Genomic DNA, 25,842 nt, shown 5'->3' on the forward strand with positions numbered 1-25,842 from the left:
CTGCCCCGGTCGAGCAGCAGGCGGCTCCCGCCGTGACGCCCCCGCCGGCTCCGACCGTGGCTGCCGCCCCCCCGGTGCCACCTCCGCCACCTGCGCCGGCGCCTGCCCCCGCACCCGTTCAGTCCGCCGCTGTCGCGCCACCGGCTCCCGCAGCCGCACCGACGCGCGACCTCAATTCGCCGCTCGGCATCTGGCTCACCGAGGAAAGGGAAGGCAAGGTTCGCATCGAGCAATGCGGCACCAACCTCTGCGGCTATTCGGTCGACAGCAAGTCGAACCAGAACGGCGAGCAGGTCCTCATCAACATGAAGCCCGGCAAGGACCAGAACAAGGATCAGAAATGGTCGGGCCGCATCCTCGACCCCAACACCGGCTCGACCTACGATTCCACGATCGCCATGAAGGGCACGGATCGCCTGCGCGTGCAGGGCTGCGCCTTCGGCGGCATGTTCTGCGGCGGCCAGACCTGGACACGGGTGAACTGAGTTCGGCTTCGACGCTCTGACGGAGACAAGGGGCCCGTGATCCGGGCCCCTTTGCTTTTGCCCGCGACGTCATTGCGGGGGTGCGCCACCTCACAGAGCCTGTAGCAGGCGTGACAGCCCTCACATCGCCGGTTCCGCAACCCGTGCCACGATCCCCGCATGGTCAACCCCAGGGGCGTGTCATGAACGGATTTCGCAAAGGTCTCTTCGCGGTCATTGTCGCCATCGCCGTCCCGCTCACGCAGGCAGGCGCAGCGACAAGCACTTTCGACGGCACATGGAATGTCCGTATCTCGTCATCGAGCGAGACCTGCGGCAACGGCGCGACCGTCGCGATCGGCATCAACAACGGTCAGATCGCTTCGAGCAGCGCTGCGGTGTCTGCATCCGGCCGCGTCGCCGATGCCGGCAGCATCAACGTCACCTTGAGCACCGGCATCAAGCGTGCAGTCGGCTTCGGCCGGCTGAGCGGCACGTCCGGCTCCGGCACCTGGCGCGGGGCCCTGTGCACGGGCACGTGGACGGCGGAAAGAATGTAGGGTTTCGTGTCCCGGACAAGCAGCGACGCCATAAGCGCGTACACGCGCGTCTTCGACACGCTATGGCGTTGCTGCGCAGAGCCGGGACCCAGCGTCGTTCGTCGCTAAGCAGCTCTGGGCCCGGCTTGGCGACGCATCGCCATCGGGCGATGCGTCTTGTCCGGGGCACGAGAACTAACCTACCGCGGCTCCATACTCCGCGTCGGTGACCGGCTCCAGCCAGGTCGAGTAGACGCCGTCGAGCGCTTCCTGCATGGCGATATGGCACATGCCGTTGGTCGGCGATGCGCCGTGCCAGTGCAACTCGCCCGGCGGAATCCAGACAGTGTCGCCCGGGCGGATCTCTCTGACCGGGCCGCCCTTGGTCTGCACGCGCCCGACGCCGGAGATGACGTAGAGCGTCTGCCCGAGCGGATGGTGATGCCAGTTGGTGCGTGCACCGGGCTCGAACGCGACGCGCGAGCAGTTCAGCCGTGCCGGCGCGGGCGCCATGATCACGGGATCCTGCCACACGGTGCCGGTGAAGTTTTCCTTGGGCGCGCGGCGGGTCGGCCGCGTGCCTGCGACGGTGATCTCCATGGGGTCCTCGCTTCTGTTACTTCTTGCTGGCGGCGTAACGCGCCTTGGTCTCGGCGTTCATGGGATAGAGGCCCGGCAGCACCGCGCCGTTGTTCACCTCGTTGACGATCCAGGCTTCCATCCGCTCCTGCTCGACGCCCTCATTGAGGACGTGATCGAGCATCGCCTGCGGGATCAGCACGCAGCCGTCCTGGTCGGCGACAACGATATCGTTCGGAAACACCGCGACGCCGCCGCAGCCGATCGGCTCGCCCCAGCCGACAAAGGTGAGGCCCGCCACCGACGGCGGCGCAGCATAGCCATCGCACCAGACCGGAAGATTGGTGCCGAGCACGCCCTCGACGTCACGCACCACGCCGTCGGTGACGAGCGCGGTGACGCCGCGCTTCATCATGCGCGCGCAGAGGATGTCGCCGAAGATGCCGGCGTCAGTAATGCCCATGGCATCGACCACGGCGATGCAGCCCTCCGGCATTGCCTCGATCGCGGTCCGGGTCGAGATCGGCGACGACCAGGATTCCGGCGTCGCCAGATCCTCGCGCGCCGGCACGAAGCGCAGCGTGAAGGCCGGTCCCACCAGCCGCGGCAGGCCCGGGCGCAGCGGGCGCGCGCCGCGCATCCACACATTGCGCAGGCCCTTCTTCAGCAGGACCGTGGTGATGGTGGCAGTGGTGATGCCGGCGAGGGTCTTGCGGGCTTCGGGGGACAGCGACATGGACGAGAACGAGCTCCGGATGGGCGGGAAAGAACGCGCGCATCTTGCGAGCCGGACGCTTTCCGTCAAGGGCCAAGAACGCAGGGCCGCAGGGCGGTTATGCGACGCGATAACAAGGCTTTATCGTTTCCCCTTGCATTAATTTATTGGACTTGCGGACGCATTTACGCGAAGCAGGGACCAGCGGAACTCAAGGCAGAGCCCGCGTTTCCCGAGAAGCCCGATTTCGACAGCTCATGGCCGCGACGCTTCCCCCGCCCCGCCTTTTGCCCAGTGGCGACAGCGCCGTCACGGTCGAGTTCAGCCGCACCATCGACGATGCCGCCAACCAGCGCGTGCTGGCACTCGACAAGGCACTCGCAGCAAGCCCCATCGACGGCATCACCGAGACCGTGCCGACCTATCGCTCGCTGCTGGTGCATTACGATCCCGGCAGGATCAGCTTCGACGCGCTCGGCGAAAAGATCCTCCCGATCGCCACCCAGCCGCTGCCACCGGTCACCAAGGCCCGCCGCTGGCGCATCCCCGTCGCCTATGGCGGCGAACATGGCATCGACCTCGAGGATGTCGCCAAGGCGCTGAACACAACGCCTGACGACATCGTCGCCCGGCATGTCGCCGCCGACTACAAGGTTGCCATGATCGGCTTCACGCCGGGCTGGTCCTATCTCAGCGGCCTGGACAAATCCCTGCACATGTCGCGGCGGCAGAACCCGCGGCTGCTGACACCGGCCGGCACGATCTCGATCGGCGGCATCCAGGCTGGCATCCAGTGCCTGGCCGCCCCGAGCGGCTGGCACCTGCTCGGCCGCACGCCTGTCAGAACCTATCAGCTCCACCGCAATCCGACCTTCCTGACCGAACCCGGTGATCGCGTGACGTTTTTCGCCATCGACCACAAGACGTTCGAAGAACAGGACCGCGCCGCCGAGGCCGGCGAGATCATCGCCGAGGAGGTGGTCGCATGAGCCGGCTCATCGTCGCCAGCATCGGGCCTGCAAGCTCCGTCCAGGACGGCGGACGGCTCGGCGCGCAGCGCTACGGCTTGACCGTGAGCGGGGCGATGGACCGGCTGGCACTCGCGGCAGCAAACACGCTTGTCGGCAACGAGCCGCTCGCGGCCGCCGTCGAGATCGGCCCGTTCGGCGCCACCTTCACCGCCCGTGACGGCGCCGTGCGCGTGGCGATCGCCGGCGCGCCGCGCAATGCCGACGTCGCGGGGCGACCGGTCGCGATGGACACATCGGTGACGCTGAAGGACGGCGAAACGCTGACGCTGGGCTTTGCCCGCGGCGGCGCCTTCACTTATCTCGCGATCGAAGGCGGGATCAAAGGCGAGCCGGTGTTCGGCAGCCTCGCAGTCAATGCCCGCGCCGGCCTCGGCAGCCCCTACCCGCGCCCGCTCCAGGCCGGCGATGAGTTCAGCGTCGATGCCGCAACCGGTGCGCCGGAGCTGCGCATCGAGCTGCCGAAGCCCGTAAGCGGTCCGATCCGCGTCCTGCTGGGCCCGCAGGACGACGAATTCGACGACGCCAACAAGGCGCTGTTCCTGGACAGCGAGTGGAAGATCTCGGCGACCTCCGACCGCATGGGCTACCGGCTCGAAGGCCCCGCGATCAAGCATCTGCACGGCCACAACATCGTCTCCGACGGCACCGTCAACGGCAGCATTCAGGTGCCCGGCAACGGCGCGCCGATCGCGCTGATGATGGACCGCGGCACTTCCGGCGGCTACCCGAAGATCGCTACCGTGATCACCGCCGACGTCGGCCGTCTGGCGCAGACCTCGGCGGGAACCGCGTTCCGCTTCAAGGCTGTCAGCATGGCGGAGGCGCAGGACGAGGCACGCAAATTCGCGCAAGCCATCCGCAGCCTGCCCGATCGCCTCCGCTCCGCCGACACCGTCGCGCTCAACATCGAGGCGCTCAGCGACGCCAACGTCGCGGGCTATGCGGTCAGCGCCATGGACGCCGGAACGTGGCAGGTCACGGCGGAGCCGTAACGACAAGACGACCAGAGGCGGAGAGCAACCATGAAGACGATCGATCTCAATTGCGACCTCGGCGAAGGTTTTGGCGCGTGGGAGATGGGCAACGACGCCGCGATGATCGAGCTGGCAAGCTCGGTCAACGTCGCCTGCGGCTTCCATGCCGGCGACCCCGACATCATGCGCCGGACGGTCGAGCTGGCGAAAGCGCGCGGCGTCTCGGTCGGCGCGCACCCTGGATATCGCGACCTGCACGGCTTCGGCCGGCATCCGATCGCGGGCCTGAAGGCCTCCGAGATCGAGAACCTCGTCGCCTACCAGATCGGCGCGTTGCAGGCGATCGCGACCGCGGCCGGCCACAAGGTCACGCATGTGAAGGCGCATGGCGCGCTGTCCAACGTCGCTTGCGAAGACGACATGACGGCCAAGGCGATCGCCGCCGGCATCAAGGCGGTCGATCCCAGCCTGATCTTCGTCGTGCTCGCCAATTCGAAGCTGGTGAAGGCCGGCGAGGAAGCCAATTTGCCGATGGTGCACGAGGTGTTCGCCGATCGCGCCTATGAGGACGACGGCAACCTCGTCTCGCGCAAGAAGCCCGGCGCGGTGCTGCACGATGCCAAGGCGATCGCCGAGCGCGTGGTGCGCATGGTGCAGGACGGCGCGGTGGTCTCGGTCACCGGCAAGGTCATCAAGATGCGCACGGATACGGTGTGCATCCACGGCGACACGCACGGCGCGGTCGAGATCGCGCGGACCTTGCGTCAGGCCTTGAAGGATGCGGGGATCGAAGTGGCGCCGTTCAAGCGCGGGTGAGACCCGTGGTCATTCCGGGATGATGCGAAGCATCAGACTATGGTGCGCAATTGCGCACCTGGGAATCTCGAGGTTCCGGGTTCGGCTTCGCCGCCCCGGAACGACAGCTCAAAACGGGTGCACGGACAACGTGCCGAACACGATCGCGGCGATGACCGCGAAGGCGCTGTACAGCCCGACATGGTGCATGCTCGCCCCGGTCCGACGCGAGAGCGAGCGCGCGTAGAAGTGCAGCCTGGCTTCCGCAGATAGTTCGCGCATGGTGGATCTCCAACGCCCCATTTGTGGGAGTATGAAGGATCAACCCTGGCGGGAGGCAAGATGGCTGCGGAAATAGCGATGACGGTTCTCTGAAGGCGCCCCGCCGCAGGCGCAAATTCTCTTCACCCGGGGGTTCCGAGAATCTTATTCGTTAAGATCCGAGCCAGTTGGAACCGGCCCGGATGACGGTCGGATGACAGCCGGACTCAAGGCCCTGGACCCGGTCCAAACAAAAACGTCGAAAACAACCCCATGCACAGTAGAGCCGCGCTTTCGGCGGAACGCCCGGCGCTTGCGGCGCCGGGACGATTCACGCCGATCTTGTCGCGGCTTAGTAGACGTCAGCCTGGAAGCGGCCGGTCTTCTTGAGCTCGGCGACAAAACTGACGGCTTCGTCGGTCGAGCGCGCACCGAACTGGGCGACAATGTCGACCAGCGCACGCTCGACGTCCTTGGCCATGCGCTTGGCATCGCCGCAGATGTAGAGATGCGCGCCCTCGGCGAGCCAGGTCCACAATTCGCGACCGACCTCGCGCATGCGATCCTGCACGTAAAACTTCTTGTCGCCGTCGCGCGACCAGGCCAGCGACAAACGCGTCAGTTGACCCGACGTCTTCATCGCGTTGAGCTCTTCCTGGTAGAAGAAGTCGCAATCGCTGCGCTGGTGGCCGAAGAACAGCCAGTTCTTGCCGGGTGCGCCGGTCGCCTTGCGGTCGAGCAGGAAGGCGCGGAACGGCGCGATGCCGGTGCCGGGGCCGATCATGATGACCGGCGTCTTCGGATCCTGCGGCAGACCGAAACCGTGCGCCTTCTGCACATAGACCTTGAGCTTCTCGCCCTCAGCGATGCGCTCGCCGAGGAAGGTCGAGGCAACGCCGATCCGCTTGCGCTTGCCAATCACGTAGCGCACGGAATCGACCGTCAGCGACAGTTTTCCCGGCGTCGCATTGTGCGAGGACGAGATCGAGTAGAGCCGCGGCTGGAGCGGCTCCAGCGCCTCGACGAAGGCTTCGGGATGCGGCCTTATGCCGGAAAACTTCTGGAGCGCCGCCATCACGTCGAGGGTGGCAGCATCGCCATCGGGATCCTCGCCTTGCGCCAGCGCCCGCGCCTTCTCGCGCTGCGCGCCGCCGGTGATGAAGGAGATCAGCTCGAACAGCGAGTCCGGCGCCGGCGACAGCGAAACGTCGTCAATCAGCACCTCGCGCAATGTCTTGCCGTTCACCTTGGTGGTGTGGGAGGCGCCGAGCAGCGCGATGATCTGGTCGACAAGGCCGACATCGTTGCGCGCGAACACGCCAAAGCTGTCACCGACGATGTAGTCGAGCTTGCTCGCGGAGAGATCGAACTCGACGTGATAAGTCTCCTTCTCCGACTTCCCCTTGTTGAGAAGGCGCCGCGACAGGAAGGTCGCCTCCGTCGGATTGTCGCGCGAGCGGCCCGGCTCTGAGATCGTCACGGTCACGGCCGGCGCTGCCACCGCATCCGACTTGTCAGATCCCTTGGCCGCCGGCGCCTTGTCGAGCTCCTCGTAGAGCGACTTCAGCATTCGCGCGGTTTCCTTGCCGCCGGGAACGCACAGGTTGAGCCGCGCTTCGCTGCGGCCCGCGATCGCCTCCGAATAGTCGTGGCAATTGTAGCCGCACTGGCCGCAATCCTGCTGCGCCATCGCCGCCATCATCTTGCGGCGGACGGGACGGCCTTCCGCAAGCTTCATCCGATCGCCGATCGGCATGGTCTGGTCGTGCCATGGCGCTTCGCCATCGTCGCCGTCGCCAGCTTGCATCACGGCTGCGCCCTGCTCCGCCGACAAGGGCGTCGCCACATCAGGCGACAGCAGCCCGGCAAAGAAACCGTTCAGCCAGGAGCGCTGCGCGTCGGAGAACGGCGCGCTGGCGGGAATGATATCGAGTTTCGGCGGAGGGGTGATCTGGTTCATGCGGACACCTGTGCATCGGCAAGCTTGCGCAGCGTCTCGCCGTCATGGCGGCGCGCAAAGGCGAGGAAGGTTTCGTCGGGCGAGGCGCGATGGGCGATATAGGCCTTGAGCAGCGCTTCGACCGTCTTCGGCGCGTCCTCGGCCTTGAGGTCGTGATAGACCTCCTGCCCGACGTCGGCATCGGGGCCGAACCCGCCGCCGGTGAAGAGGTGATAGCCCTCGACCGTGTCCTCCTCGTTGACCGGCACCCGCGCCCCGATCAGGCCGATGTCGCTGATATAGTGCTGCGCGCAGGAATGGTGGCAGCCGGTGACGTGGATGTTGACGGGCTTGTCCATGTCGACGCGCGGCTCGCACCAGTCGCCGATCTCGGCGGCGTGGCGCTTGGTGTTGGAAGCGGCGAAGCGGCAGCCGGCATTGCCGGTGCAGGCTATCAGGCCGGCGCGGATATGTGAGGCCTCGACCGCGAGCCCGATCTGCTTGATCGCGGCAATGGCGAGCTCGACGTTCTCGTCGCGCACGCCCGGGATCAAGAGGTTCTGCCAGACCGTCAGGCGGACCTCCCCGTCTCCGAGGTCGCGCGCGACCTTGGCGAGGCCCCGCATCTGGTCGCAGGTGAGCTTGCCGAGCGTCAGCGACACGCCGATCCAGTTGAGGCCGTCCTGCTTCTGCTTGTGCACGCCGATATGCGCCATCCGGTCCGCCGCAGGCCGCGGCGCAAACGCCTCTTCCGGCACGCGTGCGAACGGCGTCTTGAGTCGCTCCTCGACGAGCTTCAGGAAGCCGTCATGGCCCATGGCGTCGAGCACGTATTTCAGCCGCGCCTTGTTGCGGTTGGTGCGGTCGCCATGATCGATGAACACGCGCACGATGGCGTCGGCGACCGCCGTCGCCTGCTCCGGCTTGACGATGATGCCGGAGTACTTTGCGAAGTCCTTGTGTCCGGTGATGCCGCCGAGGCCGAGGCGAAACCAGACGCCGGGCTCGACGCCGAAACCGTCCTTCACCTCGAACGCCGTGAAGGCGATGTCGTTGGTTTCCTCCAGCACCGCGATCCTGCCGGCACCGTCGAAGGCCACGTTGAACTTGCGCGGCAGGCCGTAGAGCGAGCGGTCGTTGAGGATGTGGTAGTGCCACTCGCGCGCAAATGGCCGCGTGTCGATCAGCTCCTGCGGATCGATGCCGGCGGTCGGCGTTCCCGTCACGTTGCGGATGTTGTCGGCGCCGGAGCCGCGCGAGCACAGGCCGATGTCCTGGATGCCCTCGATCAGTTTTATAGCGTGCTTCGGCGGGATCTCACGAAGCTGGAGGTTGGCGCGCGTCGTGACATGGCTGTAGGGACCGCAGAGATCGTCGGCGAGATCGGCAAGGCCCGAGAGCTGCCAGTGCTTCATGATGCCGTTCGGGATGCGCAGGCGGCACATGTAGGAGTCCTGCGTCGGCGCAACGTAGAAGATGCCGTAATAGCGCCAGCGGAAATTGTCCGCCGGGCTCGGCGGCGCATTGTCGAGCGCCTGCTGGCGCAGCCGCGGATAGGCATCGAACGGATGCTCGTCGCGCTTGAACTTCTCCTGGTCGGCGAGCTTCTTGCCCGAGGCGATGACCTTGTCCTGCGCCTTGATGTGGACGGCGTCCGGACCGGTCGGCTCGGCATTCGCCTTGCCGGAGCCACCACCAAGACCGCGACCGACCCGGCTGATCTGCAGACCGGTCGTGAAGCCTTCGAGATAGCGCTTCTGCTCGTCGGTAAAGTCGACTGAGACTGTTTCGAGTTTCATGGTCAGTAACGAAGCTCCTGCGGCCACCGGGGTGGTATCGACGGAAAATTGCGCGACCCGCGAGGCACTCGGCTGGCTCAAGAGCCTGCTCTGCACCCAACGGTCCGATCAGCTTCGTTGCTGCGGGACTCGGCTCAGCAGGCGTCTGTGACAAGCTGGCCGCAGTGCAACATACAAGTTGCGTGCCAGCTTCTTCGAAATGAGAATTGCTTTAGTTTCAGACAATTAGGAGTGCCCCCGGGAACTCCCGGGCGGGGAACTCTCTCGAAATTCGAGCAGCCAGCCCAAAATTTAGACGAGGAACCAAGGTGCCCAAAAACGATGCAGACCCGAATCAGGCCTTCCAGCGCCCGACTTCGAAGGCCTCGAGATGCCCCCTGATATTGTCGGGATCGAACACGGGGCCGGCGAATGCCCCGAACGCCGCGGGAGCCTCACTGGGCGCCCGGCTGCCCAAGGCCGCATCATAAAGATCCGGCCTGAACACGGCCATTGCCGTCTTGACGCCATCCGGGGTCAGCGGCGTCTGCCCCCAGCGCACCATCTGCGCGTAGAGCCAGGCGGCCTGGACCGGATCGGGGCGCCCTGCCCCTTCGCGTCCGACCAGCAGGTAACGGCCGCTTTCGCGGAAGGTGCCGTCGGGCGAGATCTTCAGCCGTCCCGTGAGCGTGCGCTGGATCACCTCGGCACCGACGCCGATCCGCTCCGGCTGCGCCAGGATACGCGCCGCCTCGATGCGGTTCTCCGGATGCTCGATGAACGCGGCGCCCTTCACCGCCGCGCGTACCAGCGCTGCGACCACATCCGGATTCTTGTCGGCCCAGACCTGACGGACCGCCAGCACCTTTTCCGCGGCGCGCACCAGGATGTCGGAAACAAAATGCAGGATGTGGCCGATGGCGAGATCGACCGCGACCGAATTCCAGGGCGCGCCGACGCAGAACGCATCGACGTGGCCGTTGGCGAGGCTGTCCACCATGTAGGGCGGCGGGAGCACCACCAGCCGCACGTCCTCGTCGGGATCGACGCCGGCCGCCGCCATCCAGAAACGCAGCTGATAATTGTGGGTCGAGAACGGAAAGGTCATGCCGAAGGTGAGCGGATCGGCACCTAGCTTGCGCCGCCGGGCGACCACCCGCGCCAGCGCTTTCGCCGTGACGAGCGGATCGAAGCGGTCGCCGTCGATCTCCTCCATCAGCGCGGCATGGAGCACCGGCGACACCGTGATCGCGTTGCCATTGATGCCGAGATTGAAAGGCGCGGCGATCGGCACCTTGACGTGGCCGAGCCCGAGCGAGGACGCGATCGCCACGGGCGCGAGCAGATGGGCGGCGTCGAACAGGCCGATATTGAGCTTGTCGCGGACGTTGGACCAGGACACCTCGCGCACCAGTTCGACGTCGAGGCCTTCGGCGGCGGTAAAGCCCTTGTCGACGGCGACGATCAGCGCGGCGGCATCGACCAGCGGAATGAACCCGATGCGAAGCGGTCCGGTCATTTCAGCATCTCCGACGCGGTGATGATCGACTGGGCGATCTCGCCGATTTTCTTCTTCTCGCGCATCGCGGTGGAGCGCAGCAGCACGTAGGCCTCGTCCTCGGTGAGGCCCTTCACCTTCATCAAGATGCCCTTGGCGCGCTCGATGATCTTGCGGTCCTCGAGCTGCGACTTGGTGCGCTCGAGTTCCTCCTGGAGCTTGGCGAAAGCGTTGAAGCGGGACACGCAGAGGTCGAGGATCGGCTTGATGCGCTCCTTCTTCAGCCCGTCAACGATATAGGCGGATACCCCCGCCTCGACCGAGGCCTGGATCGAGGCCGAGTCGCTCTGGTCCACGAACATCGCGATCGGCCGCTTCACGGCGCGGCTGACCTGGAACATCGCCTCCAGCACGTCGCGGCTGGGGTTTTCCAGATCGATCAGGATGATGTCGGGATCGACCGCATAAATACGGGCCAGCAGGCTCTGCATCTCGCGGATATGGGCGACCTGCGTGAATCCGGCCTCCCGCAACCCCTCCTCGAGGATCGCGGCCCGGATCGGGCTTTCGTCGACGATCACGATTTTGGGCGACTGTTCGGCGCTCATGGCTCACTCACGACAGGCGATTCATCCATAGCACGCCGGAACGCCCTGCAAAGGGTTGTAATTGACCGCATTTAGGACTAGCTCCTGCCGATCAATCAGGCAGATTCAAGAGATATGCAACAGACGGCTGCGCCCAAGGTCAGCTTCGTGTCGCTCGGGTGCCCCAAGGCATTGGTGGATTCCGAGCGCATTATCACGCGCCTGCGCGCGGAGGGCTACGAGCTCGCCCGCAAGCATGACGGGGCCGACATCGTCATCGTCAACACCTGTGGCTTCCTCGACAGCGCCAAGCAGGAATCACTCTCGGCGATCGGCGAGGCCATGGCCGAGAACGGCAAGGTGATCGTAACCGGTTGCATGGGCGCGGAACCCGAGCAGATCGAGCAGGCCTATCCCGGCGTGCTCTCCATCACCGGCCCGCAGCAATATGAGAGCGTGCTGGACGCGGTCCACCGCGCGCTGCCGCCCGCCCACAATCCGCATCTCGATCTGGTGCCGCCGCAGGGCATCAAGCTGACGCCGCGGCACTACGCCTATTTGAAGATCTCCGAGGGCTGCAACAACCGCTGCACCTTCTGCATCATCCCGAAGCTGCGCGGCGACCTGGTCTCGCGCCCGGCCAATGACGTGCTGCGCGAGGCTGAACGTCTGGTCGGCGCCGGCGTCAAGGAGCTGCTGGTGATCTCGCAGGACACCTCGGCCTATGGCGTCGATCTGAAATACGCCGAGAGCCCGTGGAAGGACCGCCAGGTCCGCGCCAGATTCCTCGACCTCGCGCGCGAGCTCGGCGAGCTCGGCGCCTGGGTCCGGCTGCAATATGTCTATCCCTACCCGCATGTCGACGAGGTCATCGCGCTGATGAACGAGGGCAAGGTGCTGCCCTATCTCGACATCCCGTTCCAGCACGCGAGTCCCGACGTGCTGAAAGCAATGAAGCGTCCGGCGGCGCAGGACAAGACGCTGGCGCGGATCAAGCGCTGGCGCGAGGAGTGCCCTGACCTGGCTCTGCGCTCGACCTTCATCGTCGGCTTCCCCGGCGAAACCGACGCGGACTTCGCCTATCTGCTCGACTGGCTGGATGAAGCCGAGATCGATCGCCTCGGCTGCTTCAAGTACGAGCCGGTCGCCGGCGCGACGTCGAACGCGATCGCCAATCCGGTGCCGGAAGAGGTCAAGCAGGAGCGCTACAACGCGCTGATGGCGCGCCAGCAGAAGATCTCCGCGCGCCGGCTGAAGCGCAAGGTCGGCACGCGCCAGCAGATCATCATCGACGAGGTCGGCCCGACCGTCGCCAAGGGGCGCTCCAAGGCCGATGCGCCCGAGATCGACGGCGCCGTCTATTTGTCGAGCCGCCGCCCCTTGCGTGTCGGCGAGATCGTCACGGCGAAGATCGAGCGCGCCGACCAATACGACCTGCACGGCAGCGTTGCGGGGTTTTGACGCACTGACGACAGCGACTTCCACATCATCACCGTCATCCTGAGGTGCTTGCTCTGCGGCGCAATCGCGCCGTAGAGCGAGCCTCGAAGGACGACGGCCCAGCTGCATCCCGGCCGCTCATCCTTCGAGGCTCCGCTCGCGATGCGTTCGCATCGCAAGCCTCGCACCTCAGGATGACGGGTCCGCTATCGCCTTTGCCGCGCTCGCGATGACGTCATGTCGCTTCTCCCGACGCCTGCCGTCCGTCATGCGCGGAAAACACCTCCTTGGCTGCGAACAGCCCGTTCACCGCCGCCGGGAAGCCGGCATAGACGGCCATCTGCATGATGATCTCCACGATCTCGCCGCGAGACAGCCCGACGTTCAGACCCGCCTCGATATGCACTTTGAGCTGAGGCGCGGCATTTCCAAGCGCCGTCAGCGCGGCGATCGTTGCGATCTCTCGATCGCGCAGGCCGAGGCCCTCGCGGCTGTAAATGTCGCCGAAGGGAAACTCGATCACGTAGCGTGCGAAATCCGGAGCGATGTCGGCGAGTGAGGCGACGACCTTTTCGCCGGCTCTGCCGTCAATGCGTGACAGGGCCCGCTGGCCGCGATCGAAGCGGCTTTCGGCTTGTGGTTGGGCGTGCGTCATTTTCCTTCGTCCTCTGTTCGTCGCCGGCATAGCCGGCGATCTTGGTATCAAGGACGAGCAGGCATTCCTGGAGTTCGGCAATCTGCGTGCGAACCTGTTCCCGGTGGTTTTCCAGCATCTGCTGCCGGGCTGGCCCGGTGGCTTCGCCTTCATCACGAAGCGCCGCATAACGCAACATGTCCCGGATCGGCATTCCCGTGGTCTTGAGCCGACCGAGGAATTCGATCCATGTGAGGATCGATGCGTCAAAGTCACGCTGGCCGGAACGATCCCGGTCTGCGTATGGCAGCAGCCCGATGCGCTCATAATAACGCAACGTGTGAGTCGACAAGCCGGTTCGTTTTGCGAGGTCGCCGATCTTCATGTGTGCCCGTTCTCGTACTGACGCACGTACAGATACCCCTTCGAGCGCACTCGAAGTCAAGGGGGATCGAAGGTGCCGTTCCCGCGAGGTCAAGATGACACGACAGCAGAGGATTTCGGCGCGCCGGCTGGGCGGCAGCATCGCGGGATTCCGAGCTTCAGGATGCCGCCAGCCATTTCGGCACCCAGCGTTCCGGACGCGGGGCGCGGGCAAGATCAGCCTTCGCCTCGGACAGCAGCGCAGGCTCGCCGTCGATGATCGGGCGCAGGTCGTATTCGAAGTTCGGCATGACGCGGCCGTCGGCGTAGAGCCCGAAATTCATCGCGTACCACAGCCCGAGCTCAGGCTGCGCGCGGCGCATCTCCTCGCGCAGGTCGCGCAGCAGGGATTCGATCGAAGATGCTTCCGCGAACGGCTGCGGCCCGCGCGTGAGGACGCGCGCCTGATACTGCGCGCCCGATATCGCGACCTCGAAGTTGGTCTTGTCCCAGGGCTTCTTCCCCTTCGGCAGATGCGCAGCCAGCCGCCAGCCGAGCTCGGCCATCAGGCGATGGTTGGCCCAATAGTCTTCGCGATCCCGGCTCCATTTTTCCACGAAGCCGCGAAAGTCGGGAAGCTCCGACGGCGCGTCGTCCGGCGTCATCGGCTCGCCAGCCGGCCGTCCGGCCAGCCACTGCGCGAGCTCGACCGTCTGACACTGGACCTCGTCATGCGGCAGCAGGTCGCTCCAGGCGTTCCCGAATTGCTGCGACGTCAGTTTTGCGAGCAGACCGTCAAGGCTCGGCGCCAGCAGCTCGTAGTCGCCCTCCGACCCGAGACCGACGATCGGCGGGTTGTCCCGGTCGAGACCGGCACCGTACCACCCGCCGACGGCCGAGCCGTCCGGAAGCCGCATGAACAGCGAAAACCTGTCGCGCAGGGGACTGCCGTCGACGATCGGCGCATGATCGGAGAACTGCCCTTGCAGGGAGAAGCGACCGACGCTGCCCCAAGGGCGCCCGTTCAGCCAGTCGGCGAAATCGACAAGCAGGGATGGCGCTTCGATGCCCGGCGGAAATGCGCCGCGAATGCTGTCGAGGTCGATCGGGTAAGGCGTATCGGACAAGGCTGAATACTGTCTGGTTGGTCCCGCCAGTGTTGGTCTCAACGGACCAGCGTCCGGTTCGAACCAATTCGCGTCCTTCGATCACAAACGCGCCAGAGGCTCAATGGTTTCTGTGCGGCAATCGATGAAATACAATCTCAAGGCTGGTGTCCGGGCCGGGCTGTGCGCGACCGGCACTGCATTGATCCTGCTCGCACTTCCCGCCGCGGCGCAATCGCCCTCACCCGCGCAGGCGCGGCAATGGTGTTTCGGCACCGACAAGGTCGGCGACGACCGGCGCCTCGCCGGCTGCTCGGCGGTGCTGCAAGCCAATCCATCAAATGCGCTCGCGCTTGCCAACCGCGGCGAGATCTTCCGGCGCAAGGGCGAAACAGAGCGGGCCCTGGCCGATCTCAACCGCGCCATCGATCTCGATCCGAAGGACGCCATCGCCTGGTACAATCGCGGCATTACCCATGACGATCTCGGCGATCGCGACCACGCCATCGCCGACTATACGAGCGCGATCCGGCTCAAGCCCGGTGATCCGCTCTACCATAACAACCGCGGCAATTCCTACATCGGCAAGAACGACTACGCGCAGGCGCTCGCCGACTACGGTCAGGCGATCAAGCTCGATCCGAAATTCGCGCTCGCCTATTTCAACCGCGGCACGGCCTATCGCGAGCACGGCGAGGCCGATCGCGCGCTCGCCGATCTCGACATGTCGATCAGGCTCGATCCCAATTATGGGCCGGCCTATGGCAACCGTGCGCGCATCTTCCGCGACAAGGGTGATCGGACGCGGGCGTTTGCCGATTTCGGCAAGTCGCTTCAGCTCATGCCGAACAACGACCGCGACGCCTATGCGCGCGCCAACATGTATTTCGACGACCACGATTACGCGCGGGCGCTGGAGGATTACGACCGCGCCATCAGGGCCAATGCGAGCTATGCCGGCGTGTTCAATGCCCGCTGCATGACGCGCGCGATCGTCGGCCGCCTGCAGGAGGCGCTGGCCGATTGCGAGCAGTCGCTGCGGATGCGCCCGAACGATCCCAACACGCTGGACAGCCGCGCCCTCGTCCACCTCAAGCTCGGCAATCTCGACGCGGCGATTGCCGATTACGACGCAGCGCTGAGCGCAAAGCCCGAGCTCGACAGCGCGCTCTACGGCCGCGGCCTTGCGAAACGGAAAAAGGGCGATGCCGACGGCGCCGAACGCGACATCGCGGCGGCCAAAGCACTCAATGCCGGCATCGCCGATGTGTTCGCACGTTACGGCGTGGAGTAGGCCGGGAAAGCCGCGCACCCGCGCTTGACCGATGCTCGCCAGGGGTGTGTCTCGCAAAACACCGGCTTGACAAGCCCTGCCCTTCGGCTGTAGGGACGCGCCCCATGATCAACTCTCGGACCAACCGCCGCGCAGCTTTCCGTCGTCGCACCCGCGACGATGATGGGTTGCGCCATGTCCGACGACGCCGCTGAAGCACTGAATTCAGCCAGTTTTCGAGAAGGCCGCACCCGCAAAGTGCGGCCTTCTTGCTTTTTGCGTCCATTTTCCACCCGCCCCTCCAGAGGAGTTCGACATGACCACCGCCACCCATCCGTATGACGCGCTGATGGACATCACCGCACGGCCGAAGGCCGTGTTCGTCCGCGGCGCCGGCTCCTACCTCTGGGACGACAGCCGCAAGCGCTATCTCGATTTCGTGCAGGGCTGGGCCGTCAACTGCCTCGGTCACTCGCCAGCGGCGATCGCCGACGCGCTCAGCGCACAGGCAAAACGGCTGCTGACGCCGAGCCCGGCGTTCTACAACGAGCCGAGCCTGAAACTTGCCGAAGCGCTGGTCGCAAACAGTGCCTTCGATCAGGTGTTCTTCGCCAACTCCGGCGCGGAAGCCAATGAGGGCGCGATCAAGCTCGCGCGCAAATATGGCAGCCTGCACAAGGGCGGCGCGTTCGAGATCATCAGCTTCGAAGGCGGCTTCCACGGCCGGACACTGGCGACGATGTCAGCCTCGGGCAAGAAGGCGTTCGAGCCCCTGTTCGAGCCGAAGGTCGCCGGCTTCAAGAAGACGAAGCTCAACGACATCGCCTCGGTCGAAAAGCTGATCAACGACAACACCGTCGCTATCATGCTGGAGCCGATCCAGGGTGAATCAGGCGTGTGGCCCGCGACCGATCGGTTCCTGCAGGAGCTGCGCGCGCTCACCGAGGCGCACGGTCTGCTGCTCATATTCGACGAGATCCAGACCGGCATGGGCCGGACCGGAAAGCTCTTCCACTACGAGCACGCCGGCATCGCGCCCGACATCATGACGCTCGGCAAGGGCATCGGCGGCGGCGTTCCCCTCGCGGCCCTGCTTGCGACCGAACGCGTCGCCTGCTTCGAGCACGGCGACCAGGGCGGCACCTTCAACGGCAACCCGATCATGTGCGCGGTGGGCCTTGCGGTGCTGGACGAGGTCGGCAAGCCGGACTTCCTGAAGGCGGTCACCGAGACCGGCCTCTTGCTCGAAAGCGAGTTGCAGAAGGTCTCGGCCCGGCACGGCCTCGGCGGCGTGCGGGGGCGCGGCCTGCTGCTCGCGCTCGACCTCAAGCTGCCGATCGCGCCCAGCATCGTTGCGCAAGCGTTCGAGGCCGGCGTGCTGCTGAACGCACCGCAGGTCGACACGCTACGCTTCATGCCGGCGCTGAATGTCACGCGGGCGGAGATTGCCGAGATGATCGATTGTCTCGATACGATCCTGACGAAGGCGGGCGCGGCGAGATGCGTGGCGTAATGTGGTCGAGTCATTCCGGGGCGATGCGAAGCATCGAACTATGGTGCGCAATTGCGCACCTGAGAATCTCGAGATTCCGGGTTCGGCTCTTCGAGCCGCCCCGGAATGACAGTCACCTACGGCTTCAAGATCGACGCGCCCGTGGTCTTGCGGCTTTCGAGATCGATATGCGCCTTGGCGGCGTCCTTCAGCGCGTAGGCGTGGTTGATCGGCACGTGCAGCTTGCCGTTGATGACGGCGGCGAACAGCGTGTCGGCGCCTTCCAGCAACTCCTTGCGGGTGCCGACGTAGTCGTTGAGCTTCGGCCGGGTCGCGAACAGCGAGCCGTGGTTGTTGAGCTCGGCGATCGAGAACGGCGGCACGGGGCCCGAGGCATTGCCGAACGAGACGAACATGCCGCGCGGCTTCAGGCAGGACAGCGACCCCGGGAAGGTCGCCTTGCCGACGCCGTCATAGACGACGTCGCAGCCCTCGTTGCGGCTGATCTGTTTGACGCGCGCGACAAAGTCTTCCTCGTTGTAGAGGATGACGTGGTCGCAGCCATTGGCCTCAGCAAGCTCGGCCTTCTCGCGCGAGCCGACCGTGCCGATGACATGGGCGCCCATCGCCCTCGCCCACTGGCAGGCGAGCAGGCCGATGCCGCCGGCGGCGGCATGGATCAGCACGCGATGATGCGGCTCGACCTTGAAGGTCTTGTGCAGCAGGTACCAGACCGTGAGCCCCTTCAGCATCAGCACGGCGCCCTGCTCGTGGGTGATGTGGTCGGGCAGCTTGACCAGCTTCTCCCAGGGAATGTTGCGCTCGCCGGTATAGGCGCCGAGATTGTAGTAGTAGGCGACGCGGTCGCCGGGATGGAAATTCGTGACGCCCGGCCCGACCGCAATGACCTCGCCCGAGGCCTCGTTGCCGGCGATGAAAGGCAGCCCCGGCGCCTTGTAGAGGCCGGTGCGGTAGTAGACGTCGATGAAGTTCAGGCCCACCGCATGCTGGCGGATGCGCACCTCGCCGGGGCCGGGCGCCGGCACGTCGACGCTCTCGTAGACCAGGGCTTCGGGGCCTCCGACCTTGTGCACACGGACGGCTTTGGTCATTGACTGACCTCCTCTCGGTCGTCGCGGCGGCAAGCCAAAGACATCACGGCCACCTTGTCAACTCGACTTGGAATGGAACGGACCAAACGCGACTATTTGCCGGCTTTCCTGCGATTGCGCTTGGCCAGCACGTTGAAGAACTCCACCGCAGCCGAGAACGCAATTGCGAAATAGATGTAGCCGCGCGGGATGTGGAATTGGAATCCGTCCGCAACCAGCGCGACGCCGATCAACACCAGGAAGGCCAGCGCCAGCATTTTCGTGGTCGGATGCTCCGCGACGAATCGCGACACCGGCCCCGACGAAAGGTACATGATCAGGCAGGCGATCACGACGGCCGCGATCATGATCTCGATGTCCTGCGCCATGCCGATCGCGGTGATGATCGAGTCCAGCGAGAACACGATGTCGATGACGATGATCTGGACGATCACCCAGAAGAAGGCGTTGCGGCCGGAGGCCTGATCGCCCTCGCCGTCGTCGGCTTCGACCTCGGCGTGAATCTCGTGCGTCGCCTTCGCGATCAGGAACAGGCCGCCGCCGATCAGGATGAGGTCGCGCCAGGAGAAGTCGTAACCCGCAAACGAGAACACCGGCGCGGTCAGGCCGATCAGCCAGACCAGAACGCTGAGCAGGATGATGCGGAAGACCAGCGCCAGCGCGAGCCCGATCTGGCGGGCGCGGTGCGCCTGCTTCTCGGGGATGCGCGAGACGATCACCGACAGGAAGATGACGTTGTCGATGCCGAGCACGATCTCGAGCGACGTCAAGGTGAGCAGCGCGGCCCAGGCTTCGGGGCTGGTGAGCAGATGCATCATGCGAAGGATCGTGCGAAGCGAATCAATGCGTCGCTGAAGCTGATCCAGAGCGCGATGGCGCACAGCGCGAGCGTCACGCCGGGACCGACGCGAAAGTCCATGTCCAGCGTGTAGAGGGAGAGCACCGCCCAGATCGCGATCAGCGACATGGTCAGCCAGCGCAGCCGCACGACGCGGACCGGATGCAGCACGTGGAACGGCACGAAGGTCAGCACCACGAGGGCCGCAACCAGCAGCGTCGACCACAGCGGCGGCCAGTGCAGCAGGAACAGGTAGAACGCGGCCGCGTTCCACAGCGCCGGGAAGCCGCGGAAATGATTGTCGTCGGCCTTCATGCGCAGATCGGCGAAATATAATGCGCTGGTGACGATGATGGCGACGCCGAGCAAGGGAGCCGCGATCGGCAGCAGCAGCCCGCTCGCCACGATCGCGTAGGCCGGCACGAACACATAGGTGACGAAGTCGACCACGAGATCGAGCACGTCGCCCGACCAGTTCGGCTGCACGTTCTTGACGTCGAGCCGGCGCGCGATCGGACCGTCGATCGCGTCGATGATCAGCGCGACGCCCAGCCATTGAAACATCGCCGCCCAGTGCTCGCGCACGGCCTCCAGCATCGCCAGCAGCGCGATGGCCGCGCCGAAGGCGGTGAAAATGTGCACCGAGAAGGCCGCGGCGCGGATCGCCGGTTTCGGCTTCAGGGAATCCTGCTGGGTATCCATGGCTTCTGCTATCAGAATGAGACCGGTTTGCACATAAGCCATTGCGGCGCCCGGTCGCACAATTCGCCATAAAATCAGGGAAAAATAGGTGGGCTTGAATTTGCCGCGGGGCGTGTCAAATGTCGTTCCATGACAGACGCATCGACACTCTTTGACGCAGCCGTGATCGGCGGCGGACCGGCGGGCCTTAGCGCGGCCGTCGCGCTGGCGCAGGCGGGTGCACGGACCGCACTGGTGGCGCGCCGCGTGCCCTATGCCGACAATCGCACCACCGCGCTGCTCGGTGCCTCGATCGAGCTCCTGGAGAGCCTCGACGTCTGGCCGCGCTGCAAGGACCAGGCGGCCGCGCTCGAAGTCATGCGCCTCGTCGACGACACCGGCCGGCTGTTCCGGGCGCCGGAGGTCCGCTTCTCCTGTCACGAGATCGCGCTCGACGCCTTCGGCTACAACATCGACAACCGCTCGCTGATGCTAGCACTGGAGGCGCGCGCGGCCGAGCTGCCCGGGATCGTCCGTTTCGACGACGAGGCCGAAAGCGTCCTCGTAGAGGCCGACGACGTCGCGATCCGCACGGCCTCCGCGCAATTCCTCACGGCCCGGCTCGTGGTCGGCGCCGACGGCCGGCATTCGCTGTGCCGGGAGGCCGCCGGCATCGCGGTGACGCGGCGCGAGCTGACGCAGACCGCGCTCACCTTCAACGTCGGCCATGCGCGGCCGCATCGCAATGTCTCGACCGAGTTCCACACGCCGCACGGGCCCTGCGTGTTCGTGCCCCTGCCCGGCAACCGCTCCAGCATCGTGTGGGTCGCAGCTCCCGCGGAAGCCGAACGGCTCCGCGGCTTAAGCGACGAGGAGCTGTCCGCCGCGATCGAGAAGCAGTCGCATTCCATTCTGGGACGCATGACGGTCGAGCCCGGGCGCAACCTGTTCCCGCTGGCGATCGAACGTCCCGCATCCTTCGGCCGCGACCGCATCGCGCTGGTTGGCGAAGCCGCCCATGTCGTTCCCCCGATCGGCGCCCAGGGCCTCAACCTTGGCCTGCGCGATGCCGCCGACATTGCCAGGCTCGCGGGCGAGGCCATCGCATGGGGCCAGGATCCCGGCGCAGCCGACGTGCTCCAGCGCTACGACCGGGCGCGGCGCCCGGACATCCTGAGCCGAGCCTTCGCGATCGACATCGCCAACCGCTCCTTGCTCAACGATTTCCTGCCGCTCCAGCCGGTCCGCGCCGTCGGAATGCACCTGCTCGGCGCCATCGGCCCGCTCCGGCGCTTCGCCATGCGGGAGGGGCTGACGCCGACGTGGCGAAGGTAACGCCTCTCACGGAAACGCCAGCCGGCCGGTCTGGATCGCCCACATCACGCTGGTCAGCGTGACCACCGACGCAAACGTCCCGAGCAGCACCGCGACGGAAGCGGATTCGATCCAGGCCCCATTCTGCCGGGCGATCACGAACACGTTCAGCGCCGGTGGCAGCGAAGCCATCAGCACTGCGGTCGCGGCCCAGGGCTGCGCGAACGGGCCGAACGCCAGCATCAGGCCGAACGCTGCAAGCGGATGGATCAGGAGCTTCACCACGATCACGCCGGGCACTTCCCACGGCACCCGGTCGAACGGGCGGAGCGCCACGGTCACGCCGAGCACGAACAACGCGGTCGGGGCAGCTGCGTTCTGGAGGAAGGTGATGGTGCGGTCGAGCGCGACCGGCAGCTCGATATGCAGCGCTGCCACGGCCGCGCCAAAACAGGCCGACATGATCAGCGGGTTGAGCACGATCTGCTTCAGCACCACGCCGAAGGCGTGCACGATCGAGGGATGATCGCGGTCGGACAGCTCGATCAGGAGCGGCACGATCGTGAACAGGAAGATGCTGTCGCAGCAGAAGATCAGCGCGGTCGGCGCCGACGCCTTCGTCCCGAGCACGGCGAGCGCCAGCCCCGGCCCCATATAGCCGATATTGCCGTAACCGCCGGAGAGCCCTGCCAGCGTCGCCTCGCGCAGCGTCAGGCGGCCGAGAACCTTGCCGACGACCAGCGCCAGCGCGAACGCCGTAACCGTCGACAGCGTGGTCGCCACCAGGAACGGCGGGTTGTTCAGCTCGGCAAACGGGGTCTTCGACATGATCGCGAACAGCAGCGCCGGCAGCGACACGTAGAGCAGGAAAAAGTTCATCCAGGCCAGGCCCGTTTCCGGCAGCGCCTTGACTTTGCCGCAGGCAAATCCGACGAAGATCAAGCCGAAATAAGGTAATGCCAGATTGAGGATATCGGCCATTTCTAAGGTTTTTTCTGAAGACTTGGGGCCTATCCGCCCCTTGGGCGAGCATTAATTCCAGGTGAGGCCACTAGCATCGGCCACAATCCTGGTCTATCGACGGTGAATGATTAAAGCGCGGACCGCGAAATTCCAGATCGGACAGGTCGTTCGCCACCGGATCTTCTCGTTCCGGGGCGTGATTTTCGACATCGATCCGGAATTCAACAACACCGAGGAGTGGTGGCTGTCGATCCCCGAGGAGGTGCGGCCCCACAAGGACCAGCCGTTCTACCATCTGCTCGCGGAGAACGCGGAATCGGAATACGTCGCCTATGTGTCCGAGCAGAATCTGTTGCCCGACGAGTCGGGCGAACCGATCCGGCACTCGCAGGTCGCCGAGATCTTCATCAAGGACAAGGGCGGCGGTTACCGTCCGCGCAATCCGTCGCTGAACTGAGTCGAGCCGCCGGCATGCGGCCCATAAAAAAAGGCGCTCGAAGTGAGCGCCTTTTTCATGTCCGGGATCTGGTCCCGATTATTTCTGGCCGGCCGGAGCCGCACCCGGCGCAGCGCCGCTCTGCTCCAGCTTCTTGCGCTGCTCGTCGGCCTTCTTCTGAAGCTCTTCCTGGAGCTTCTTCTGGGTTTCCTCGAACACCTTCGGATCGGTCGGCGGACCGTCATAGGCCTTCTGGAATTCGCCGGCGAGCGGCAGCGGCAGGGTCAGCGGCGCGCCGTTGGCGTTGATCGCCTGGACAACGAGATTCTGGCCCTTCTTCATGTTGGCGATGAGCTCGGGCGTGGCCTCGTAGTCCGACATGCAGCCGTTCTGGAAGCAGATCACGTACGGGCTCTGCAACGGCGCGTTGCTGTCCACGATGATGCGGGTGCCGTGCACGAGCTGCATGCCGAGCGGCAGCGTCACGCGCAGGATCTTCTTCGGCTCGCCTTCCGGCTCGATGATCACGGCGGCGATGACCGGCTGGCCCGACTCGATGCGGCCGTCCTTGCCGGTGAAGCAGACCTGCTTGGCATTGGCGTCCTGGCCCTTGAGGCAGAACTTGGTCCAGGGGGCGTAGATCAGCTGGATCTGCTGATCGGCCGGCTGGGCTGCGCCCTGCTGCGGGGCGCCCTGCGCCGGGGCCTGCTGGGCCTGCGGCGAGGCCGCGGGCGCGGGAGCCTTGGGGGCAGCCTTCGGAGCGGCCTTCGGGGCCGGAGCTGCCGCCTTGGGCGCGCCGGGGGCCGGCGTCGGGGTCTGGGCCTCGGCGGCAAACGGGACGGCCAACGCCGTCGCCGTCAACAAGGCGAGAAGTCGCCCGCGCGGCCGGACGGACGCGGCCAAGTAACGTAAATTCATTGCGGAAAACCCTTTCTGAACGGGAAGTGCCCGAACCGCTCCGAAGCGCCGAACCTGGCCGCCTTGGGCGCGGCTCTCTCCCCGTCAATTGAGGCGGATAAGTGACGGGCTCGACGCTCTTGCGCGATTGCCCGCCTTCTTAACGTGGCCGACGAAAAGATCAATGCCGACAACCGTCTTTGGCCGCCCTGGCGCCAGCGCCCCACCAAATTCCCTGTGATAGGATTCAGGTCCGCCGGTCCTCGAATCAACGTGTGCCGATGTTCATGTTCCAGCGCCTGCTCGAGGGCCCCGGCATCCGCCATTGCATCATCCTCGCCTCGGTCCTCGTTATGGCCCTCGCCGCTGGGCTGCCGGCAAGCGCGCGGGCCGAGGAGGCCCATGCCATCGCCATGCATGGCAAGCCGGCGATGCCCGCCGGTTTCACCCACATGCCCTACGCCAATCCCGATGCCCCCAAGGGCGGCCGGCTGACCTGGGGCATGCTCGGCACCTTCGACAGCCTCAATCCCTTCATCGTGAAGGGACTGGCCGTGCAGCAGATGCGCAGCTACGTGGTCGAAAGCCTGCTTGCGCGCGGCCAGGATGAACCGTTCACGCTCTATGGCCTGCTCGCCAAATCGGTCGAGACCGACGATGAGCGGAGCTATGTCGCGTTCCGCCTCGATCCCCGCGCCCGCTTCTCCGACGGCAAGCCGGTACTCGCCGAGGACGTGCTGTTCTCCTGGCAGCTTTTGCGCGACCACGGGCGCCCGAACCTTCGGCAGTACTATGCCAAGGTTGCCAGGGCCGAGGCGCCCGATCCCCTCACCGTCCGCTTCGACCTCGCCGGCGCCAATGACCGGGAACTCCCGCTGATCCTCGGCCTGATGCCGATCCTGCCGAAGCACGCGGTCGATGTCGCGACCTTCGAGGAGACGACGCTGACGGGGCCGGTCGGCTCGGGCCCGTATCGGGTCGCCGCGGTGAAGCCCGGCGCCAGCGTCACGCTCATGCGCAATCCCGATTATTGGGGCCGCGACCTCGCCGTCAATCGCGGCCTCTACAATTTCGACGAGATCAGGCTCGACTATTTCCGTGAGGCCAACGGCCAGTTCGAGGCCTTCAAGCGTGGCCTCTACGATTTCCGCGTCGAGAACGAGCCGCTGCGCTGGCACGACGGCTACGATTTTCCGGCCGTCAGAAGCGGCGAGGTGATCCGCGACACGGTCAAGCCCGGCGTGCCGCAGCCCTCGGAATTCCTGGTCTTCAACACCCGCCGTCCGATGTTCGCCGACATCCGCGTGCGCCAGGCACTGACGCTGCTGTTCGATTTCGAGCTGGTCAACCGCAACTACTTCTTCTCGCTCTATTCGCGCGTCGCCGGCTATTTCGCCGGCTCGGAGCTGTCAGCCTATGGCAAGCCGGCCGACGCGCGCGAGCGCGAGCTGCTCAAGCCGTTCGCCGCACAGATTCCACCCGATGTCATGGACGGCAGCTACCGCCTGCCGGTGACCGACGGCTCCGGACGCGACCGGACCACGCTGCGCGCCGCGCTGAAACTGTTGTCGGAGGCCGGCTACGATCTCGACGGCACCGTCCTGCGCAACCGGACGACCAAGGCGCCCTTCACGTTCGAGATCCTGGTCACGACCCGCGACCAGGAGCGCATCGCGCTCGCCTTCCAGCGCGACCTCAAGCGTGCCGGCATCGAGCCGAGGGTACGGTCGGTCGATCCCGTGCAATTCGACCAGCGCCGGCTCGCTTACGAGTTCGACATGATCCAGAACCGCTGGGACCAGTCGCTGTCGCCCGGGAACGAGCAGTCTTTCTATTGGGGCAGCGCCGCCGCCGACAATCCCGGCACCCGCAACTACATGGGCGCCAGGGATCCGGCGGTCGATGCCATGATCGGCGCCCTGCTGGAGGCCCGTGAACATACGGCCTTCGTCTCGGCGGTGCGCGCGCTCGACCGCGCCCTGATCGCGGGCTTCTACACAATCCCCCTGTTTAACGTATCCGAGCAATGGATCGCGCGCTGGAATCGGATAGAACGGCCGAAGGCCATCGCGCTGTCCGGCTACCTGCCGGAGACCTGGTGGTCGAAGGGTGAGCCCAGTCAAGCGAAGTGAC

Annotated in this window: 26 protein-coding genes; 11 read left to right on the forward strand and 15 right to left on the reverse strand. The window is 65.6% G+C overall.

Annotated features, from left to right (window positions below):
* Positions 1–485, forward strand: a 485-nt coding sequence (locus XI08_RS35480; RefSeq protein WP_271577977.1) for a DUF2147 domain-containing protein, incomplete at its 5' end; no start/stop codon positions are given.
* A gap of 182 nt (positions 486–667) precedes the next feature.
* Positions 668–1,024 carry a hypothetical protein gene (locus XI08_RS35485; RefSeq protein WP_271577978.1) on the forward strand — a complete coding sequence of 119 codons (357 nt, stop codon included), beginning with the start codon at positions 668–670 and terminating at the stop codon, positions 1,022–1,024.
* A 174-nt stretch (positions 1,025–1,198) separates the two neighbouring features.
* Here the strand turns inward: XI08_RS35485 and XI08_RS35490 are convergent, their stop codons facing one another.
* Together XI08_RS35490 and XI08_RS35495 are read right to left on the reverse strand one after the other, a co-directional pair.
* On the reverse strand, positions 1,199–1,603 hold the full coding sequence (locus XI08_RS35490; protein ID WP_027542853.1) for a (R)-mandelonitrile lyase: 405 nt from the start codon (positions 1,601–1,603) through the stop codon (positions 1,199–1,201).
* A gap of 16 nt (positions 1,604–1,619) precedes the next feature.
* A complete protein-coding gene (locus XI08_RS35495; protein ID WP_011087336.1) occupies positions 1,620–2,318 on the reverse strand; it encodes a ribonuclease activity regulator RraA in 699 nt (232 codons plus the stop codon).
* 236 nt (positions 2,319–2,554) lie between these two features.
* On the opposite strand from XI08_RS35495, the gene pxpB reads away from it, so the two are divergent.
* Genes pxpB through XI08_RS35510 form a run of 3 tightly spaced genes read left to right on the forward strand, consistent with a single transcriptional unit; the run spans position 2,555 to position 5,118 of the window.
* Positions 2,555–3,286 carry a 5-oxoprolinase subunit PxpB gene (gene pxpB, locus XI08_RS35500; protein WP_271577979.1) on the forward strand — a complete coding sequence of 244 codons (732 nt, stop codon included), beginning with the start codon at positions 2,555–2,557 and terminating at the stop codon, positions 3,284–3,286.
* Positions 3,283–4,320, forward strand: a complete 1,038-nt coding sequence (locus XI08_RS35505) for a biotin-dependent carboxyltransferase family protein (protein ID WP_271577980.1) — start codon at positions 3,283–3,285, stop codon at positions 4,318–4,320. Before pxpB ends, XI08_RS35505 begins: the two co-directional genes overlap by 4 nt.
* Before the next feature lie 30 nt (positions 4,321–4,350).
* A complete protein-coding gene (locus XI08_RS35510; RefSeq protein ID WP_271577981.1) occupies positions 4,351–5,118 on the forward strand; it encodes a LamB/YcsF family protein in 768 nt (255 codons plus the stop codon).
* 108 nt (positions 5,119–5,226) lie between these two features.
* Here the strand turns inward: XI08_RS35510 and XI08_RS35515 are convergent, their stop codons facing one another.
* From XI08_RS35515 to XI08_RS35535, 5 genes are all read right to left on the reverse strand, one after another.
* The gene (locus tag XI08_RS35515) at positions 5,227–5,379 is read right to left on the reverse strand and encodes a hypothetical protein (protein WP_014495196.1); all 153 of its coding nucleotides are present in this window, start codon (positions 5,377–5,379) and stop codon (positions 5,227–5,229) included.
* A 331-nt stretch (positions 5,380–5,710) separates the two neighbouring features.
* Complete coding sequence (locus XI08_RS35520) at positions 5,711–7,318, reverse strand: sulfite reductase subunit alpha (protein ID WP_271577982.1); 1,608 nt, start codon at positions 7,316–7,318, stop codon at positions 5,711–5,713.
* The gene (locus XI08_RS35525; protein WP_271577983.1) at positions 7,315–9,096 is read right to left on the reverse strand and encodes a NirA family protein; all 1,782 of its coding nucleotides are present in this window, start codon (positions 9,094–9,096) and stop codon (positions 7,315–7,317) included. The genes XI08_RS35520 and XI08_RS35525 overlap by 4 nt, the downstream gene beginning before the upstream one ends.
* Before the next feature lie 334 nt (positions 9,097–9,430).
* Positions 9,431–10,594 (reverse strand): CmpA/NrtA family ABC transporter substrate-binding protein, encoded by a 1,164-nt coding sequence (locus tag XI08_RS35530; protein WP_271577984.1) that lies wholly within the window; start codon positions 10,592–10,594, stop codon positions 9,431–9,433.
* Positions 10,591–11,181: an ANTAR domain-containing response regulator gene (locus tag XI08_RS35535; protein WP_027542860.1), complete on the reverse strand. Its 591-nt coding sequence runs from the start codon at positions 11,179–11,181 to the stop codon at positions 10,591–10,593. Before XI08_RS35535 ends, XI08_RS35530 begins: the two co-directional genes overlap by 4 nt.
* Before the next feature lie 114 nt (positions 11,182–11,295).
* Between XI08_RS35535 and rimO the strand changes: the two genes are divergently transcribed.
* Positions 11,296–12,621, forward strand: a complete 1,326-nt coding sequence (gene rimO, locus XI08_RS35540) for a 30S ribosomal protein S12 methylthiotransferase RimO (protein WP_271577985.1) — start codon at positions 11,296–11,298, stop codon at positions 12,619–12,621.
* Between the two features lie 214 nt (positions 12,622–12,835).
* On the opposite strand, the gene XI08_RS35545 is transcribed toward rimO, so the two are convergent.
* The 3 genes from XI08_RS35545 to XI08_RS35555 form a co-directional block, all read right to left on the reverse strand.
* Complete coding sequence (locus tag XI08_RS35545; RefSeq protein WP_271577986.1) at positions 12,836–13,255, reverse strand: carboxymuconolactone decarboxylase family protein; 420 nt, start codon at positions 13,253–13,255, stop codon at positions 12,836–12,838.
* The gene (locus XI08_RS35550) at positions 13,188–13,619 is read right to left on the reverse strand and encodes a MerR family transcriptional regulator (protein ID WP_271577987.1); all 432 of its coding nucleotides are present in this window, start codon (positions 13,617–13,619) and stop codon (positions 13,188–13,190) included. The genes XI08_RS35545 and XI08_RS35550 overlap by 68 nt, the downstream gene beginning before the upstream one ends.
* Before the next feature lie 157 nt (positions 13,620–13,776).
* Positions 13,777–14,724 (reverse strand): hypothetical protein, encoded by a 948-nt coding sequence (locus XI08_RS35555; RefSeq protein WP_027542864.1) that lies wholly within the window; start codon positions 14,722–14,724, stop codon positions 13,777–13,779.
* Positions 14,725–14,848: 124 nt separating this feature from the next.
* Here XI08_RS35555 and XI08_RS35560 point away from each other — a divergent pair, with 124 nt between their 5' ends.
* Both XI08_RS35560 and XI08_RS35565 read left to right on the forward strand, forming a co-directional pair.
* Positions 14,849–15,997, forward strand: coding sequence for a tetratricopeptide repeat protein (locus XI08_RS35560; protein WP_271577988.1), 1,149 nt, complete (start codon positions 14,849–14,851; stop codon positions 15,995–15,997).
* A gap of 295 nt (positions 15,998–16,292) precedes the next feature.
* Positions 16,293–17,489 carry an acetylornithine transaminase gene (locus tag XI08_RS35565; protein WP_271577989.1) on the forward strand — a complete coding sequence of 399 codons (1,197 nt, stop codon included), beginning with the start codon at positions 16,293–16,295 and terminating at the stop codon, positions 17,487–17,489.
* A gap of 116 nt (positions 17,490–17,605) precedes the next feature.
* Here XI08_RS35565 and XI08_RS35570 read toward each other — a convergent pair whose 3' ends face one another.
* The 3 genes from XI08_RS35570 to pcsA form a co-directional block, all read right to left on the reverse strand.
* Positions 17,606–18,580 (reverse strand): quinone oxidoreductase family protein, encoded by a 975-nt coding sequence (locus XI08_RS35570; RefSeq protein ID WP_027542868.1) that lies wholly within the window; start codon positions 18,578–18,580, stop codon positions 17,606–17,608.
* 92 nt (positions 18,581–18,672) lie between these two features.
* Positions 18,673–19,398, reverse strand: coding sequence for a TerC family protein (locus tag XI08_RS35575; protein WP_027542869.1), 726 nt, complete (start codon positions 19,396–19,398; stop codon positions 18,673–18,675).
* Positions 19,395–20,162 (reverse strand): phosphatidylcholine synthase, encoded by a 768-nt coding sequence (gene pcsA / locus XI08_RS35580; RefSeq protein WP_167770917.1) that lies wholly within the window; start codon positions 20,160–20,162, stop codon positions 19,395–19,397. Before pcsA ends, XI08_RS35575 begins: the two co-directional genes overlap by 4 nt.
* Before the next feature lie 87 nt (positions 20,163–20,249).
* Between pcsA and XI08_RS35585 the strand changes: the two genes are divergently transcribed.
* Entirely contained in the window at positions 20,250–21,434 is a 1,185-nt protein-coding gene (locus tag XI08_RS35585) for a UbiH/UbiF family hydroxylase (RefSeq protein ID WP_271577990.1), read from the forward strand.
* Between the two features lie 6 nt (positions 21,435–21,440).
* Here the strand turns inward: XI08_RS35585 and XI08_RS35590 are convergent, their stop codons facing one another.
* On the reverse strand, positions 21,441–22,394 hold the full coding sequence (locus XI08_RS35590) for an AEC family transporter (protein ID WP_135175363.1): 954 nt from the start codon (positions 22,392–22,394) through the stop codon (positions 21,441–21,443).
* Between the two features lie 106 nt (positions 22,395–22,500).
* Here XI08_RS35590 and hspQ point away from each other — a divergent pair, with 106 nt between their 5' ends.
* Complete coding sequence (gene hspQ, locus XI08_RS35595) at positions 22,501–22,833, forward strand: heat shock protein HspQ (RefSeq protein WP_011087359.1); 333 nt, start codon at positions 22,501–22,503, stop codon at positions 22,831–22,833.
* 78 nt (positions 22,834–22,911) lie between these two features.
* Here hspQ and XI08_RS35600 read toward each other — a convergent pair whose 3' ends face one another.
* Positions 22,912–23,730, reverse strand: a complete 819-nt coding sequence (locus XI08_RS35600; protein ID WP_271577991.1) for an invasion associated locus B family protein — start codon at positions 23,728–23,730, stop codon at positions 22,912–22,914.
* 260 nt (positions 23,731–23,990) lie between these two features.
* Between XI08_RS35600 and XI08_RS35605 the strand changes: the two genes are divergently transcribed.
* Complete coding sequence (locus XI08_RS35605; protein WP_271578166.1) at positions 23,991–25,841, forward strand: extracellular solute-binding protein; 1,851 nt, start codon at positions 23,991–23,993, stop codon at positions 25,839–25,841.
* Position 25,842: the final 1 nt, after the last annotated feature.

The organism is Bradyrhizobium sp. CCBAU 11361 (assembly GCF_028128935.1).
Classification (GTDB): domain Bacteria; phylum Pseudomonadota; class Alphaproteobacteria; order Rhizobiales; family Xanthobacteraceae; genus Bradyrhizobium; species Bradyrhizobium niftali.

Coding starts and splice junctions, on each gene's coding strand:
- XI08_RS35485 (WP_271577978.1), top strand. CDS start 668: ATGAACGGATTTCGCAAAGGTCTCTTCGCGGTCATTGTCGCCATCGCC.
- XI08_RS35490 (WP_027542853.1), bottom strand. CDS start 1,603: ATGGAGATCACCGTCGCAGGCACGCGGCCGACCCGCCGCGCGCCCAAG.
- XI08_RS35495 (WP_011087336.1), bottom strand. CDS start 2,318: ATGTCGCTGTCCCCCGAAGCCCGCAAGACCCTCGCCGGCATCACCACT.
- pxpB (WP_271577979.1), top strand. CDS start 2,555: ATGGCCGCGACGCTTCCCCCGCCCCGCCTTTTGCCCAGTGGCGACAGC.
- XI08_RS35505 (WP_271577980.1), top strand. CDS start 3,283: ATGAGCCGGCTCATCGTCGCCAGCATCGGGCCTGCAAGCTCCGTCCAG.
- XI08_RS35510 (WP_271577981.1), top strand. CDS start 4,351: ATGAAGACGATCGATCTCAATTGCGACCTCGGCGAAGGTTTTGGCGCG.
- XI08_RS35515 (WP_014495196.1), bottom strand. CDS start 5,379: ATGCGCGAACTATCTGCGGAAGCCAGGCTGCACTTCTACGCGCGCTCG.
- XI08_RS35520 (WP_271577982.1), bottom strand. CDS start 7,318: ATGAACCAGATCACCCCTCCGCCGAAACTCGATATCATTCCCGCCAGC.
- XI08_RS35525 (WP_271577983.1), bottom strand. CDS start 9,096: ATGAAACTCGAAACAGTCTCAGTCGACTTTACCGACGAGCAGAAGCGC.
- XI08_RS35530 (WP_271577984.1), bottom strand. CDS start 10,594: ATGACCGGACCGCTTCGCATCGGGTTCATTCCGCTGGTCGATGCCGCC.
- XI08_RS35535 (WP_027542860.1), bottom strand. CDS start 11,181: ATGAGCGCCGAACAGTCGCCCAAAATCGTGATCGTCGACGAAAGCCCG.
- rimO (WP_271577985.1), top strand. CDS start 11,296: ATGCAACAGACGGCTGCGCCCAAGGTCAGCTTCGTGTCGCTCGGGTGC.
- XI08_RS35545 (WP_271577986.1), bottom strand. CDS start 13,255: ATGACGCACGCCCAACCACAAGCCGAAAGCCGCTTCGATCGCGGCCAG.
- XI08_RS35550 (WP_271577987.1), bottom strand. CDS start 13,619: ATGAAGATCGGCGACCTCGCAAAACGAACCGGCTTGTCGACTCACACG.
- XI08_RS35560 (WP_271577988.1), top strand. CDS start 14,849: ATGAAATACAATCTCAAGGCTGGTGTCCGGGCCGGGCTGTGCGCGACC.
- XI08_RS35565 (WP_271577989.1), top strand. CDS start 16,293: ATGACCACCGCCACCCATCCGTATGACGCGCTGATGGACATCACCGCA.
- XI08_RS35570 (WP_027542868.1), bottom strand. CDS start 18,580: ATGACCAAAGCCGTCCGTGTGCACAAGGTCGGAGGCCCCGAAGCCCTG.
- XI08_RS35575 (WP_027542869.1), bottom strand. CDS start 19,398: ATGATGCATCTGCTCACCAGCCCCGAAGCCTGGGCCGCGCTGCTCACC.
- pcsA (WP_167770917.1), bottom strand. CDS start 20,162: ATGGCTTATGTGCAAACCGGTCTCATTCTGATAGCAGAAGCCATGGAT.
- XI08_RS35585 (WP_271577990.1), top strand. CDS start 20,250: ATGACAGACGCATCGACACTCTTTGACGCAGCCGTGATCGGCGGCGGA.
- XI08_RS35590 (WP_135175363.1), bottom strand. CDS start 22,394: ATGGCCGATATCCTCAATCTGGCATTACCTTATTTCGGCTTGATCTTC.
- hspQ (WP_011087359.1), top strand. CDS start 22,501: ATGATTAAAGCGCGGACCGCGAAATTCCAGATCGGACAGGTCGTTCGC.
- XI08_RS35600 (WP_271577991.1), bottom strand. CDS start 23,730: ATGAATTTACGTTACTTGGCCGCGTCCGTCCGGCCGCGCGGGCGACTT.
- XI08_RS35605 (WP_271578166.1), top strand. CDS start 23,991: ATGTTCATGTTCCAGCGCCTGCTCGAGGGCCCCGGCATCCGCCATTGC.